Below are 14,624 nucleotides of genomic sequence, written 5' to 3'. Positions count from 1 at the left end.
GGAGCCATACCAACACAAAAGGGAGAATATAAGATGAAAAAAATTGCTGCGATGACCGCGATTATTGCTTTGGTTTCCATGCCGGTACTGGCCGCCGGGCAGGGTGGCTTCACCGGGCCGTCGACTACCACCACCTCGCAGGCCGGCGGCTTCACCGGGCCGAGCGGCGCGGTGACCACCGTGGCGAACGCCAAGTCGCTGCGTGATGACACCTGGGTGACCCTGCGCGGTAAAATCGTCGAGCGCATCTCTGATGACCTGTATAAATTCCAGGACGCCTCCGGCGTGGTGAACGTCGATATCGACCACAAGCGCTGGAACGGCGTGACCGTCGGCCCGCAGGATACGGTAGAAATTCAGGGTGAAGTCGATAAAGACTGGAACTCGGTCGAGATCGACGTGAAGCAGATCCGTAAAATCACGCCATAACGCCCGCGCCAGAATGCGCAAGATCGGTCAGGAATCGCTATCCTCGCTCTGGCAGAGTGTGTCGCGTGGAGGAGACGATGAACGATATTAAGGCCAGCCCGGCGTACGTCGGGCGTTTCCAGCGAGTCTGTTTGTACATTGAGAACCATCTTGATGAGCCGCTAACGCTGGAGGCGCTGAGCGCGATTGCGTATAGCTCGCCTTACCATTTTCACCGGCAATTTAGCGCGTATACCGGCGTTCCGCTGTACCGGTATATTCAGTGGTTACGCCTGCGGCGCGCCTGTTGGCGCCTGGCTTTCAACCCGCAGGATAAAATCATCGATATTGCCCTTGATGCCGGATTTCAAAATTCGGAGTCGTTCAGTCGCGCCTTCCGTACCGCGTTTGATCAAAGCCCGACTCAGTTCCGTCAGCGACCGGATTGGGGCGAGTGGCATCGGCGCGTACCGAAACATACGCTACAGGAGCAAACTTCGATGGACGTCAACATTATTCAATTTCCAGCCACAAGGATCGCCGTATTGCAACATCGCGGGAGCCCGGACCTGGTCAACGCCACCGCCGCGCGTTTTATCGCATGGCGCAAAACGAGCGGGCTGTCGCCAGTCGCCACCAGCGAAACCTGGGGCATTGCCTGGGACGATCCGCAAACAACGCCAGGCGACGCGTTTCGTTTTGATATCTGCGGCACCGTTGAGCGACCGATTAGCGAAAACGCGTTTGGCGTGATTAACGGCGAGATCCCGGCAGGCCGTTGCGCAGTGGTCCGCCATCACGGTTCGCTGGACACGCTGGCGCAAAGCGTTTGGTTTCTCTATCGCGACTGGCTGCCCGCCTCCGGGGAGACACTAAGGGATTTTCCGGTGTACTTCCGCTACCTCAATTTTGTGCATGAAGTTGGCGAGCATGAACTCCGCACCGATATTTATTTACCGTTAGCCTGATTGATATCCTCATCCTCTTTAACCGATCTCACTTCCTGTGACTCAGGGCGTGAGATCGGGTATTATCGCGGGTAGTTTTGCCGCCGCAATGGCCGCGTCCCAGATTGAGGATCCACGATTAATGAGCGATATGGCAGAGCGCCTCGCGCTACATGAATTCACGGAAAATGCCTACCTGAACTACTCCATGTACGTCATCATGGACAGGGCATTGCCGTTTATTGGCGATGGCTTAAAGCCGGTTCAGCGCCGCATTGTCTATGCAATGTCCGAGCTGGGCCTGAACGCCAGCGCCAAGTTCAAAAAATCCGCCCGCACCGTCGGCGACGTACTGGGTAAATACCACCCGCACGGCGACAGCGCCTGCTATGAAGCGATGGTGCTGATGGCGCAACCTTTCTCTTACCGCTATCCGCTGGTGGACGGGCAGGGGAACTGGGGGGCGCCGGACGATCCGAAATCCTTCGCGGCGATGCGTTACACCGAATCCCGTCTGTCGAAATACGCCGAGCTGCTGCTCAGCGAGCTCGGCCAGGGCACCGTCGATTGGGTACCGAACTTTGACGGTACGCTGCAGGAGCCGAAAATGCTGCCTGCGCGTCTGCCGAACATTCTGCTGAACGGCACCACCGGCATCGCCGTTGGTATGGCGACCGATATCCCGCCGCACAACCTGCGTGAAGTGGCGCAGGCGGCGATTACGCTGCTGGAAAAACCGAAAACCACCCTCGATGAGCTGCTGGATATCGTGCAGGGGCCGGACTACCCGACCGAAGCGGAAATCATTACCCCGCGCGCGGAAATTCGCAAAATCTACCAGAACGGCCGCGGTTCGGTGCGCATGCGCGCCGTGTGGGCGAAAGAAGACGGCGCGGTGGTGATTAGCGCGCTGCCGCATCAGGTGTCCGGCGCGCGCGTGCTGGAGCAGATCGCCGCGCAGATGCGTAACAAAAAGCTGCCGATGGTTGATGACCTGCGTGATGAGTCGGATCATGAAAACCCGACCCGTCTGGTGATCGTGCCGCGTTCCAACCGCGTGGATATGGAGCAGGTGATGAACCACCTGTTCGCCACCACCGATCTGGAAAAGAGCTACCGCATCAACCTCAACATGATCGGCCTGGACAACCGTCCGGCGGTGAAAAACCTGCTTGAAATCCTGACGGAGTGGTTGACCTTCCGTCGTGACACCGTGCGTAACCGCCTGAACTACCGTCTGGAAAAAGTCCTCAAGCGCCTGCACATCCTCGAAGGTTTGCTGGTCGCGTTCCTCAACATTGATGAAGTGATTGAGATAATCCGCCACGAAGATGAACCGAAGCCGGCGCTGATTGCCCGCTTCGGCATCAGCGAAACCCAGGCGGAAGCGATTCTGGAATTAAAACTGCGCCATCTCGCCAAACTGGAAGAGATGAAGATCCGCGGCGAGCAGAGCGAGCTGGAAAAAGAGCGCGATCAGCTGCAGGCGATTCTGGCCTCCGAGCGCAAGATGAATAACCTGCTGAAGAAAGAGCTGCAGGCCGATGCCGATACCTTCGGCGACGACCGCCGTTCGCCGCTGCGCGAACGCGAAGAAGCGAAGGCGATGAGCGAGCACGATATGCTGCCGTCCGAGCCGGTCACTATCGTTCTGTCGCAGATGGGCTGGGTGCGTAGCGCCAAAGGTCACGATATCGATGCGCAGGGGCTGAGCTACAAAGCCGGCGATGGCTGGAAAGCGTCGGTGAAAGGCAAGAGCAACCAGCCGGTGGTATTCATTGATACCACCGGGCGCAGCTATGCCATTGACCCGATTACGCTGCCTTCCGCCCGCGGCCAGGGCGAACCGGTCACCGGTAAAGTGACGCTGCCGCCGGGCGCTAGCGTAGAACATATGCTGATGGAGGCAGACGATCAGAAGCTGCTGATGGCTTCCGATGCCGGCTACGGTTTCGTCTGTACCTTCAACGACCTGGTGGCGCGCAACCGCGCCGGTAAAGCGCTGATTACGCTGCCGGAGAACGCGCATGTCATGCCGCCGCTGGTCATTGAAGACGATGCCGATATGCTGTTGGCGATCACCAACGCCGGGCGCATGCTGATGTTCCCGGTGAGCGACCTGCCGCAGCTGTCGAAAGGCAAAGGCAACAAGATTATCAACATTCCATCTGCGGAAGCTGCCTCCGGCCAGGATGGTCTGGCGCATCTGTTTGTCCTGCCGCCGCAGAGCACGCTGACTATCCACGTCGGCAAGCGTAAGATCAAACTGCGTCCGGAAGAGCTGCAAAAAGTCACCGGCGAGCGCGGTCGTCGCGGTTCGCTGATGCGCGGCCTGCAAAAAATCGACCGCGTGGAGATCGACTCCCCGCGCCGCGCCTCGGCTGGCGACAGCGAAGAGTAAGACCCGCATCCTTCACCTGGCTGGAGGATGCGAAAATTTGCCGCAAAATCGTTGTTTATTCAGGCATTGCGATTAACATGTCCTCCAGGGGCGGAGATTTTCCGCCCCGCGTTGAGAGGGCTGCGGTGTCCTGAACCTGTTATTCTACAGGGATAACGCTAAGCGGTTTGGGTTTCAGAGGAAGCTATGTTATTTATTTTTCGACTAATTTTTGTTGTCATTTATTGCATCGTGGTGTGCATATTTGGCAGTCTTTACTGCTTGTTCAGCCCGCGCAACCCTAAGCACGTCGCGACGTTTGGTCATCTGTTTGGCCGTCTGTCCCCGGTATTCGGCCTGAAAGTCGAGCTGCGTAAGCCTGCGGACGCGGAAAGCTACGGCAATGCGATCTACATCGCTAACCACCAGAACAACTATGATATGGTGACAGCGTCGAACATCGTGCAGCCGCCGACGGTTACCGTGGGTAAAAAAAGCCTGTTGTGGATCCCGTTCTTTGGCCAGCTTTACTGGCTGACGGGCAACCTGCTGATTGATCGCAATAACCGAACCAAAGCGCACGGCACTATTGCTGAAGTGGTGAATGCGTTTAAAAAGCGTAAAATTTCGTTCTGGATGTTCCCGGAAGGGACCCGCAGCCGCGGCCGCGGTCTGCTGCCCTTTAAAACCGGCGCGTTCCACGCGGCCATCGCCGCTGGCGTGCCGATTATTCCAGTATGCGTGTCGAATACATCGAACAAAATTAAACTCAATCGCTGGAACAACGGTCTGGTGATTGTCGAGATGCTGCCGCCGGTCGATACCAGCCAGTTTGGTAAAGATAACGTGCGCGCGCTGGCGACACACTGCCGCGAGCTGATGTCCGCTAAAATCGCCGAGCTGGATAAAGAAGTGGCCGAGCGCGAAGCGGCTGGAAAGAAATAATACAGGAAACGCCGCGAACGCGAGCGTATTGCTGGCGGGAAACGAATTCCCTTTTTGCATTGTCAGTATTTCATGGAGTTAATATGTCACTCAGTCGGCGTCAGTTTATTAAGGCTTCAGGTGTAGCGCTGTGCGCGGGCGCCGCGCCGCTGAAGGCTCATGCCGCCGGCCAGCAGCCGGCGCTCCCCATACCGCCTCTGCTGGAATCCCGTCGCGGTCAGCCGCTGTTTCTGACCCTGCAACGTTCCCACTGGTCATTCACCCAGGGCACGCGCGCGCCGGTATGGGGCATCAATGGCCGCTACCTGGGGCCGACCATTCGCGTCTGGAATGGCGATGATGTCAAACTTATCTACAGTAACCGCCTGACCGAAAACGTCGCCATGACGATTCGCGGCCTGCAGGTGCCGGGGCCGCTGATTGGCGGCGCGGCGCGCATGATGTCGCCGAATGCGGATTGGGCGCCGGTGCTGCCGATCCGCCAGGGCGCGGCCACGCTGTGGTATCAGGCGAATACCCCGAACCGGATGGCGAAACAGGTTTACAACGGTCTGGCGGGAATGTGGCTGGTGGAAGACGAGGTCAGCAAAAACCTGCCGATCCCAAACCACTACGGCGTTGATGACTTCCCGGTGATTATTCAGGATAAGCGGCTGGATAACTTCGGCACCCCGGAATATAGCGAACCGGGCAGCGGCGGCTTCGTTGGCGATACCCTGTTGGTCAACGGCGCGCAGGGGCCGTATGTCGAAGTCTCTCGCGGCTGGGTACGACTGCGTTTGCTGAACGCGTCTAACTCGCGCCGCTATCAGCTGCAGATGAGCGATGGCCGTCTGCTGCACGTTATCTCAGGCGATCAGGGCTTCCTGCCGGCGCCGGTCTCACTTAAGCAATTGTCGCTGGCCCCCGGCGAGCGGCGAGAAATTCTGGTGGATATGACCAACGGCGATGAAGTGTCGATTACCTGCGGCGAAGCGGCGAGCATCGTCGACCGTATCCGCGGTTTCTTCGAGCCGTCGAGCATTTTGATCTCCACGCTGGTGCTGACGCTGCGTCCGACCGGCCTGCTGCCGTTGGTTACCGATAGCCTGCCGGTGCGGCTGCTGCCGACCGAGCTGCTCTCCGGCACGCCGCTACGCAGCCGCGATATTACGCTCGGCGACGACCCTGGCATCAATGGCCAACTGTGGGATCCGCAGCGTATTGATATCACCGCCCAGCAGGGTACCTGGGAGCGCTGGACCGTGCGCGCCGACCGCCCGCAGTCGTTCCATATTGAAGGCGTGATGTTCCAGATCCGTAACGTTAATGGAACGATGCCGTTCCCGGAAGACCGAGGCTGGAAAGATACCGTATGGATTGATGGGCAGGTAGAACTGCTGGTTTATTATAACCAGCCTTCCTGGCCGCACTTCCCGTTCCAGTACCTGAGCCAGACGCTGGAACTCGCCGACCGCGGCTCGATTGGCCAGATTCTGGTCAATCCGGCGCCGTAATATCCGCAACCCTGGCCGCAACACGGTCAGGGTTTGAGAAAATCCTCCTTCATTTCCACTATCATTCCGGCTTATAATCCACGCCCTTTTGGTTATTTTTTTATCATTTTCCCCGGAAGCAATATGAGCGCAATATCCCTGATCCAGCCGGATCGTGACCTATTTTCCTGGCCGCAATACTGGGCTGCCTGTTTTGGCCCTGCGCCATTTTTACCAATGTCGCGTGAAGAGATGGATCAACTTGGCTGGGATAGCTGCGACATTATTCTGGTGACCGGCGACGCCTACGTCGACCATCCAAGCTTCGGCATGGCTATATGCGGCCGTATGCTGGAAGCGCAGGGCTTCCGCGTAGGGATCATCTCCCAGCCGGACTGGAACAGCAAAGAAGACTTCATGCGCCTGGGTAAGCCGAATCTGTTCTTCGGCGTGACCGCGGGCAATATGGACTCAATGATCAACCGCTATACCGCCGACCGTAAGCTGCGCCATGACGACGCCTATACCGCCGGCAACGTCGCGGGTAAGCGCCCGGACCGCGCGACGCTGGTTTATACCCAGCGCTGTAAAGAGGCATGGAAAGACGTGCCGGTGATCCTCGGCGGTATTGAGGCCAGCCTGCGCCGTACCGCGCACTACGATTATTGGTCCGATACCGTGCGCCGCTCGGTGCTGGTGGATTCGAAAGCCGATATGCTGATGTTCGGCAACGGCGAGCGCCCGCTGGTTGAAGTGGCGCATCGTCTGGCGATGGGCGAGGACATCGGCGATATTCGCGATGTGCGTAATACCGCGATCATGGTAAAAGAGGCGCTGCCGGGCTGGAGCGGCGTTGACTCCACGCGTCTGGATACGCCGGGCAAAATCGACCCGATTCCGCATCCGTACGGTGAAGACCTGCCGTGCGCAGACAACAAACCGGTGGCGCCGAAAAAAGCCGAGGCCAAAGCCGTTGTCGTGCAGCCGCCGCGGCCAAAACCGTGGGAAAAAACCTACGTATTACTGCCATCCTTTGAGAAGGTCAAAGGCGACAAAGTGCTGTACGCTCACGCGTCGCGCATTCTGCACCATGAAACCAACCCAGGCTGCGCCCGCGCGCTGATGCAAAAGCACGGCGAGCGTTATATCTGGGTTAACCCGCCGGCGATCCCGCTGTCGACTGAAGAGATGGACAGCGTCTTTGCGCTGCCGTACAAGCGTGTGCCGCATCCTTCTTATGGTGATGCGCGTATCCCGGCCTACGAGATGATTCGCTTCTCTATCAACATCATGCGCGGTTGCTTCGGGGGCTGTTCTTTCTGCTCGATCACCGAGCATGAAGGGCGCATCATCCAGAGCCGCTCCGAGGATTCGATCATTAATGAAATCGAAGCGATTCGCGACACGGTTCCCGGCTTTACCGGCATTATTTCCGATCTTGGCGGCCCAACCGCCAATATGTATATGCTGCGCTGTAAATCGCCGCGAGCCGAGCAGACCTGCCGTCGTCTGTCGTGCGTCTATCCGGATATCTGCCCGCACATGGACACCAACCATGAGCCGACGATCAATCTGTACCGTCGCGCCCGCGACCTGAAAGGCATCAAGAAAATCCTTATCGCATCGGGTGTGCGTTACGACATCGCCGTAGAGGATCCGCGCTATATCAAAGAACTGGCGACCCACCACGTCGGCGGCTACCTGAAGATCGCTCCGGAGCATACCGAAGAGGGGCCGCTGTCGAAGATGATGAAGCCGGGCATGGGCAGCTACGACCGCTTTAAAGAATTGTTTGATACCTATTCGAAGCAGGCGGGTAAAGAACAGTACCTGATCCCGTACTTTATTTCCGCCCACCCCGGGACGCGCGATGAAGATATGGTGAACCTGGCGCTGTGGCTGAAGCGTCATCGCTTCCGTCTTGACCAGGTACAGAACTTCTATCCGTCGCCGCTGGCGAACTCAACCACCATGTATTACACCGGCAAGAACCCGCTGGGTAAAATCGGCTATAAGAGCGAGGACGTGGTGGTGCCGAAGGGCGATAAACAGCGCCGTCTGCATAAAGCGCTGCTGCGCTATCACGATCCGGCAAACTGGCCGCTGATCCGTCAGGCGCTGGAGGCGATGGGTAAAAAGCATCTGATTGGTTCACGCCGTGACTGCCTGGTACCGGCGCCGACGCTGGACGAGATGCGTGAAGCGCGTCGCCAGAACCGTCATACCCGCCCGGCGCTGACGAAGCATACGCCGGTTGCGCATCAGCGCCAGACGCCGGCCGCTCCGGGGGCGAAAAAGCGTATTAAGCCGAAGACAGCGTCCCGCTAAGACGCTTCCCCGGCGGTTGCGATCGCCGGGGGAAAACCTGTCATATAAGGAGAGAGAACGATAATGACGCCGGTAATCCTGTCGCGACAGCAATTGGAAATGTTGTGGGAGATAGATCGCAGTGAAATTATCGACACCCTTTATAAGCTCGATAATGGCCGGCTTCAGGCGTACCCGCAATATTATGATGTGCGAGGTTGGGATCCTCACGATCGCCAGATTTATACGCCTATTCACGAGGCCTGCTACGATCGCGGCGGTATTTTTTTCGCCTTTTTCGAGCAGGATAAAATCATTGCCGCGGCGGCGATTGATACCTTGCCACGGGGTAAAAATGGCGATCTACGCCAACTGCTATTCTTTTATGTGGGCGCGGCGCAGCGCGGTCAGGGATGGGGGCGACGTCTGTTTGATTATGCGCTGCAACAGCTTCCTGCCCTTGACGCGTCCGGCCTGTATATTTCGTCCATTCCCAATAAAAGTACCGTTGATTTTTATCTTTCCCAGGGATGTCGTTTAATTGATGAGCCCGACCCGGAGCTGTTTGCGCTGGAGCCTGAGGATATCCATTTAATTTGCGAAAGCCTTTAGCGCCGTGCGGCGCTAAAGGCAAAAGTGAAGGGGATTACCCGCCGAACTGATCCGGGTCGGGGCCGAGACGTTTGCCCTGGTCCAGCTTAGCGATTTCACTGAGTTCGTCTTTGTCGAGACGGAAGTCCCAGACGTCAAAGTTTTCCGCAATACGCGATGGCGTGACGGATTTCGGGATCACCACCAGTCCGCTGTCGAGATGCCAGCGAATGACGATTTGCGCCGGCGTTTTGCCATATTTATCCGCCAGATGGTGAATAATCTTCTGATCGAAAACTCCCTTGCCGCCCTGCGCTAATGGGCTCCAGGATTCGGTCTGGATTTTGTGCGTGGCGTTCCAGGCGTGCAGCTGGCGCTGCTGCATTAACGGGTGCAGCTCAATCTGGTTGATCACCGGAGCGACGCCGGTTTCATCGATCAGCTTTTGCAGATGCGGCACCTGGAAATTACACACCCCGATGCTTTTTGCCAGCCCCTGCTGCTGCAGTTCGATCAGCGCCTGCCAGGCTTCGACGTAATGGCCTATCGCTGGCACCGGCCAGTGGATTAAATAGAGATCCACATAGTCCAGTTTCAGCTTGCTGAGGCTCTCTTTTAGCGCTTCATGCGGCCGTTTTTGATCGTCATTCCACAGTTTGGTGGTGATGAAGAGCTCATCGCGATTGACGCCCGCGCTGCTTAACGCGTTGCCGACGCCAGCCTCATTTTGGTACGCGGCGGCGGTGTCAAAAGAACGATAACCGACTTCCAGCGCCTTATGAATGGCGGAGACGACTTCCTCGTTGCCTGCTTTCCACACGCCGAGACCCAGCTGCGGCATCAGGTTGCCGTCGTGTAGTTTAATAACGGTTGGATGTGTCATGCCTTCCTCCTGTTAATGAACTCAGCGTGAAAAATCCGCCGAGGGGTAGCATTAAGTCTGGACGAAATAGCTAAAAACGGTAGTAAAAACACCTCTCCCGGACGTTTGTTTAACGTAAGGAGAGGTGAATCAGGCGGGGATAACTTAGCGGGCAGCCTCGTAAATACGGCGGCTGACGTCCAGAGTGATATCCTGATTTTCGCCAAGCTTAGTCATGCCGTGTTCTTCCAGTTTCGCCAGCAGCGCCGGGATGGAGCTACCGTCAAGACCGTAATCGGAAAGGCGAGTCGGCACGCCCATCTGCTCGAAGAAACGACGGGTTGCGGCGATAGCGGCATCGATACGTTGTTCTTCGGAACCTTCGGTAATATTCCACACGCGCTCGGCGTACTGCAGCAGCTTAGCGCGCTTGGTATCGCGTTTCTCATTCCACAGCGCCGGCAGCACGATAGCCAGCGTCTGAGCGTGATCCAGGCCGTGCATCGCCGTCAGTTCGTGGCCGAGCATGTGGGTCGCCCAGTCCTGAGGGACGCCTGCGCCGATGAGACCGTTCAATGCCTGCGTCGCCGCCCACATAATGTTGGCGCGCACGTCGTAGTTCTCCGGCTCCTGCAGCGCTTTCGGGCCATCTTCCACCAGCGTCAGCAGAATGCCTTCGGCGAAACGATCCTGAATTTTGCCGTCAACCGGATAGGTCACGTACTGCTCAACGGTATGGACGAAAGCGTCAACGACGCCGTTAGCGACCTGGCGCGGCGGCAGGGTGTAGGTGTAAACCGGATCGAGGATTGCGAAGACCGGCTGAACGTGTTCGGACATAAACGCGCGTTTATCGCCGGTGGTTTTACGCGAGATAACCGCGCCTTTGTTTGATTCGGAACCGGTCGCCGGCAGGGTCAATACCGAGCCCATCGGAATGGCGCGGCTAATCTTGCTGCCGTAGGTTTCCAGAATTTCCCACGGATCGATATTCGCGTCATAGTGCGCGGCCGCGGCGATAAACTTGGTGCCATCAAGCACCGAACCGCCGCCCACCGCCAGCAGGAAGGTCACTTTCTCTTCGCGGGCGAGTTTTACCGCGTTCATCAGCGTTTCGTAAGACGGGTTTGGCTCAATCCCGCCGAATTCCAGCACGTCAAAGCCAGCCAGCGCGCTCAGTACCTGATCCAGTACGCCGGTTTTCTTCACGCTACCGCCGCCGTAAGTCACCAGCACGCGAGCGCCGGCTGGAATTTGTTCGCGCAGGTCGGCGATGGCGCCTTTGCCGAACAGAATGCGGGTTGGGGTATGTAAATTGAAGTTATTCATGGCTGGTGCCCTCATAAAGATGAAACTCCCGGCAGAAAGGACGACTCTCTGCCCGATGGCGGCTATTGTGTTCCTGCGCCCGTTTCCTCTCAATGCACATTCCTGCCATTGTCTTGCCCATTTCTCCATTGGGCTGGAGAAAAGGAAGGAAACTACGCACAATAAGGACGTAGAAAAATCGTCGGAGAAGCAGCGAAAATGAACCGTGCCGAGATATGCCAGCTATTAACAGACAAGGTTAATAAGCTGAAAGATAAGCAAGAAATGCTAAGTGACCTGCTGCCGGATATCCGTCTGCTGTACGGGACGCAGCCGGGCACCCGTACGCCGGTGATGTACCAGCCGGGGATCGTTTTTCTCTTTTCCGGCCATAAAATTGGCTATATCAATGAACGAACCTTCCGTTATGACACCAACGAATACTTACTATTAACCGTCCCGCTACCGTTTGAATGCGAAACCTTCGCGACTCCGGAAGTGCCGCTGGCAGGAATGCGGTTGAATGTCGATATTTTGCAGTTGCAGGAGCTGCTGATGGATATCGGCGAAGATGAGCTTTTTCACCCGTCGGTCGCTTCCAGCGGGATCAACTCGGCGGTGCTATCAGAAGAGATCCTCTGTGCGGCGGAACGCCTGTTAGACGTGATGGAGCGACCGCTGGACGCGCGCATTCTCGGCAAACAGATTATCCGCGAGATCCTTTATCACGTCCTGATTGGCCCCTGCGGTGGGGCGCTGCTGGCGCTGGTGAGCCGGCAGACGCACTTTAGCCTGATTAGCCGCGTCCTGAAGCGCATTGAAAGCCAGTACACCGAAAACCTCAGCGTCGACCAGCTGGCGGCGGAAGCGAATATGAGCGTCTCGGCGTTTCACCATAACTTTAAATCGGTTACCAGCACCTCGCCGCTGCAGTATTTGAAGACCTATCGCCTGCATAAGGCCAGAATGCTGATGATCCATGACGGCATGAAAGCCAGCGCGGCGGCGATGCGCGTCGGCTATGAAAGCGCCTCGCAGTTTAGCCGTGAGTTTAAACGCTATTTTGGTATTACGCCGGGTGAAGATGCCGCGCGTATTCGCACGATGCAGGGGATTTGATAAGGATGCGGCGCCTGTAGCCCCGGTAAGCGCCAGCGCTACCGGGGATTTTGAGACCATCCGGCGCGAGTGAATCAGGCGCTGCAGTATTTCTTCTTGATAACGACGATAACCGTACCAACGAGGCCGGTTACCAGCAGGGCGATCGGTAAAATCATCAGGCAGGTCATGACCTGGTCTTCGTGGTTTTTCACGAATGGGATCATGCTCAGCGCATAGCCGAGACCGGTGACGACGCCAACCCACAGCAGACCGCTGAGCCAGTTAAAGAACTGGAAACGACGATTCGGCAGGCCGGAAATACCCGCCATGGTTGGCAGCAGGGTGCGGACAAACGCCAGAAAACGTCCGGCCAGCAGCGCCAGCAGGCCGTGTTTATCAAACATGTTAGTAGCGCGCTGGTGATATTTGTGCGGCAGATGCGACAGCCAGCCTTTAACCACAGTGGTATTACCCAGCCAGCGCCCCTGTAAATAGCTCAGCCAGCAGCCGAGGCTGGCGGCGGCGGTCAGAATGGCGAGAGTGGGGACAAAATCCATGACGCCTTTAGCGATTAACGCGCCGGCGAGCAGCAACAGGCTATCGCCCGGTAAAAATGAAGCCGGCAGCAGCCCGTTTTCCAGAAACAGGGTCGCGAACATGACCAGATATACAAAACCCACAACGTGAGGGTTTGCCAATGCGGCAAAATCATGTTGCCACAGCGCGGCGACAATCTCTTGAATGACAACCATGGACTTTCCTAAGTGGTACCGTTTTTCGACTAGTGTACTCCTGAAGCGGCCCGAGCACCTTGATCCCGGGCGCAACAAAAGCGGCCGCTTTTCTGAAAGCGTCCGCTTTTGTTGCCACTTCCTGTCACTTTACACGATACGCGCGAAACCTGCCGCTAAATCCGCCAGCAGATCGTCAACATTTTCTAAACCTATGTGCAGTCGAATAAGAGTGCCGCTGAAATCCACTTCCGCCCCGGGGCGGATGGCCGCGATATGTTCCGGCTGGTTGGCGAGGATCAGTGATTCGAACCCGCCCCACGAGTAGGCCATGCTGAACAGGCTGAAGTTGTCCAGATAGGCTGACAGTTCGGCGTCGGTCAGACGTTTATTAAGGACGAAAGAGAACAGACCGCTGCTGCCACTGAAGTCGCGCTTCCAGAACTCGTGGCCCTTGCTGCCCGGCAGCGCCGGATGATTGACTCGCGCCACCTGAGGGTGCTGCGCCAGCCATTCGGCGACGCGTAGACTGCTTTCATGATGCTGACGCAGGCGGACGCCAAGCGTACGCAAGCCGCGGCTGGTCATGTAGGCGGTGTCGGCATCGACCATCTGGCCCATCAGATAGGCATTTTCACATAATTGCTCCCAGCAGCGGGCGTTGGCCACCGCGGTGCCGATCATCCCGTCGGAGTGGCCAATTAAATATTTCGTTGCCGCCTGAATAGAGATATCGATACCAAAATCGAGCGCTTTAAACAGTACCCCTGCCGCCCAGGTGTTATCGATCATGATAATGGCTTGCGGCGCGACGCGGCGCACGGCGGCGACGATGGCCGGCACATCATGCACTTCCATGGTGATCGAACCGGGGGATTCAAGAAACACGACTTTAGTATTGGGTTGAATCAGGTTGGCGATATCCGCGCCGATGAGCGGATCGAACCAGCCGGTCGTCACCCCGAGCTTCGCAAGGATCTTAGTGCAGAAGTCCTGGCTGGGTTCATAGGCGGTGTTGGTCATTAACACGTGGTCGCCCTGTTCGACGAAGGCCAGAATCGTGTTGGCGACCGCGGCCGCGCCGCAGGGGAAGAGGGCGCAGCCAGCGCCGCCTTCCAGTTCGCACATGGCTTCCTGCAGCGAAAAGTGGGTCAGCGTGCCGCGGCGGCCATAAAACAGCTCGCCTTTGGCGCGGTTACGGGTGGCGTGTTTTTTAGCCTCGACGGTATCAAACACCAGCGATGAGGCGCGTTGGATAACGCTATTCACCGAACCCTGAGTATATTTTTTGCGGCGCCCGGCGTTGACCAGCGCGGTATCAAGATGTTTATCAGCCATGTTATAGAAACCTGTTTTTATACGTCTGGACGTCTAAACTACCATGAATACCGGTTTGTGTACCGGGCCGGAAACGATACAGGCAAAAATTTTCCCGAAACCGGCGTCAGCCGCTTTTTTACTGCGTAAGCGCAAAGAAAATAAACGTGATTTGCTGCACAGTGTAAATACTAATGAGAACCACTATCAATTCGATGTCGTTTTGATATTATTATGCTCAGTTTTTGTGAT

At 56.9% G+C, this 14,624-nt stretch carries 11 protein-coding genes and 1 pseudogene; 8 read left to right on the top strand and 4 right to left on the bottom strand.

Annotated features, from left to right (window positions below):
* Positions 1 to 33 precede the first annotated feature (33 nt).
* The 7 genes and pseudogenes from PGR23_RS20980 (at position 34) to PGR23_RS20950 (ending at position 9,074) form a co-directional block, all read left to right on the top strand.
* Entirely contained in the window at positions 34 to 429 is a 396-nt protein-coding gene (locus PGR23_RS20980; RefSeq protein ID WP_015369658.1) for a YgiW/YdeI family stress tolerance OB fold protein, read from the top strand.
* 77 nt (positions 430 to 506) lie between these two features.
* Positions 507 to 1,376 carry a GyrI-like domain-containing protein gene (locus PGR23_RS20975; RefSeq protein WP_396279395.1) on the top strand — a complete coding sequence of 290 codons (870 nt, stop codon included), beginning with the start codon at positions 507 to 509 and terminating at the stop codon, positions 1,374 to 1,376.
* A gap of 121 nt (positions 1,377 to 1,497) precedes the next feature.
* Complete coding sequence (parC, locus tag PGR23_RS20970; protein WP_063416535.1) at positions 1,498 to 3,756, top strand: DNA topoisomerase IV subunit A; 2,259 nt, start codon at positions 1,498 to 1,500, stop codon at positions 3,754 to 3,756.
* A 186-nt stretch (positions 3,757 to 3,942) separates the two neighbouring features.
* Positions 3,943 to 4,680 (top strand): 1-acylglycerol-3-phosphate O-acyltransferase, encoded by a 738-nt coding sequence (plsC, locus tag PGR23_RS20965; RefSeq protein WP_045377717.1) that lies wholly within the window; start codon positions 3,943 to 3,945, stop codon positions 4,678 to 4,680.
* 83 nt (positions 4,681 to 4,763) lie between these two features.
* Positions 4,764 to 6,176 (top strand): cell division protein FtsP, encoded by a 1,413-nt coding sequence (gene ftsP, locus PGR23_RS20960; RefSeq protein ID WP_045392156.1) that lies wholly within the window; start codon positions 4,764 to 4,766, stop codon positions 6,174 to 6,176.
* Positions 6,177 to 6,209: 33 nt separating this feature from the next.
* Positions 6,210 to 8,547, top strand: a pseudogene (locus tag PGR23_RS20955) (YgiQ family radical SAM protein).
* The gene (locus PGR23_RS20950) at positions 8,547 to 9,074 is read left to right on the top strand and encodes a GNAT family N-acetyltransferase (RefSeq protein ID WP_047043031.1); all 528 of its coding nucleotides are present in this window, start codon (positions 8,547 to 8,549) and stop codon (positions 9,072 to 9,074) included. Before PGR23_RS20955 ends, PGR23_RS20950 begins: the two are co-directional and overlap by 1 nt.
* 34 nt (positions 9,075 to 9,108) lie before the next feature.
* Here the strand turns inward: PGR23_RS20950 and dkgA are convergent, their stop codons facing one another.
* Together dkgA and yqhD are read right to left on the bottom strand one after the other, a co-directional pair.
* Positions 9,109 to 9,936, bottom strand: a complete 828-nt coding sequence (gene dkgA, locus PGR23_RS20945; RefSeq protein WP_015369664.1) for a 2,5-didehydrogluconate reductase DkgA — start codon at positions 9,934 to 9,936, stop codon at positions 9,109 to 9,111.
* A 144-nt stretch (positions 9,937 to 10,080) separates the two neighbouring features.
* Entirely contained in the window at positions 10,081 to 11,244 is a 1,164-nt protein-coding gene (gene yqhD / locus PGR23_RS20940; RefSeq protein WP_396279397.1) for an alcohol dehydrogenase, read from the bottom strand.
* 198 nt (positions 11,245 to 11,442) lie between these two features.
* Here yqhD and PGR23_RS20935 point away from each other — a divergent pair, with 198 nt between their 5' ends.
* Complete coding sequence (locus PGR23_RS20935; protein ID WP_315711490.1) at positions 11,443 to 12,342, top strand: AraC family transcriptional regulator; 900 nt, start codon at positions 11,443 to 11,445, stop codon at positions 12,340 to 12,342.
* A 74-nt stretch (positions 12,343 to 12,416) separates the two neighbouring features.
* Here the strand turns inward: PGR23_RS20935 and yghB are convergent, their stop codons facing one another.
* Both yghB and metC read right to left on the bottom strand, forming a co-directional pair.
* Entirely contained in the window at positions 12,417 to 13,076 is a 660-nt protein-coding gene (yghB, locus tag PGR23_RS20930) for a DedA family general envelope maintenance protein YghB (RefSeq protein WP_047043022.1), read from the bottom strand.
* A 129-nt stretch (positions 13,077 to 13,205) separates the two neighbouring features.
* Complete coding sequence (metC, locus tag PGR23_RS20925; RefSeq protein WP_045392139.1) at positions 13,206 to 14,393, bottom strand: cystathionine beta-lyase; 1,188 nt, start codon at positions 14,391 to 14,393, stop codon at positions 13,206 to 13,208.
* Positions 14,394 to 14,624 lie beyond the last annotated feature (231 nt).

The sequence above is a fragment of the Klebsiella sp. 141162 genome (assembly GCF_050600755.1).
Classification (GTDB): Bacteria; Pseudomonadota; Gammaproteobacteria; order Enterobacterales; family Enterobacteriaceae; genus Klebsiella; species Klebsiella aerogenes.
This window is presented reverse-complemented; position numbering and strand designations above follow the sequence as displayed.